Annotated in this window: 1 protein-coding gene; it reads left to right on the forward strand. The window is 52.9% G+C overall.

Annotated elements, in window-relative coordinates; all coding sequences use genetic code 11:
• A partial coding sequence (locus ACO0LI_RS30685; protein WP_423037720.1) for a transposase occupies positions 1-346 on the forward strand: 346 nt, incomplete at both ends.

Consider the following 346-nt stretch of genomic DNA (forward strand, 5'->3'; position numbering starts at 1 on the left):
AACGTGATCCGGAAATGCGCCAGACCAAAAAAGGCAATCAATGGTATTTCGGGATGAAGGGACACATAGGCGTTGATAGCAAGACCAAATTGATTCATGCCGTTGTCGCCACCGGAGCCAATGTCCATGACAGCCAGGTATTGCCAAAATTACTGCACGGGCGCGAGACACGTTACTGGGGTGACTCCGCTTACATAGGCCAGAAACAAGCAGCACGCGGCAAAGCACCAGGGATAAAAGACTTTACCAACATCCGGGGCACACGCAGTCACGCGCTGACAGAAGAAGAACGCCTGACCAATCGCCGCAAGTCAAGCGTGCGTGCCAAGGTTGAACATGCCTTCTG

It is taken from the genome of Undibacterium sp. Tian12W (assembly GCF_049339405.1).
Taxonomy (GTDB): Bacteria; Pseudomonadota; Gammaproteobacteria; order Burkholderiales; family Burkholderiaceae_D; genus Undibacterium.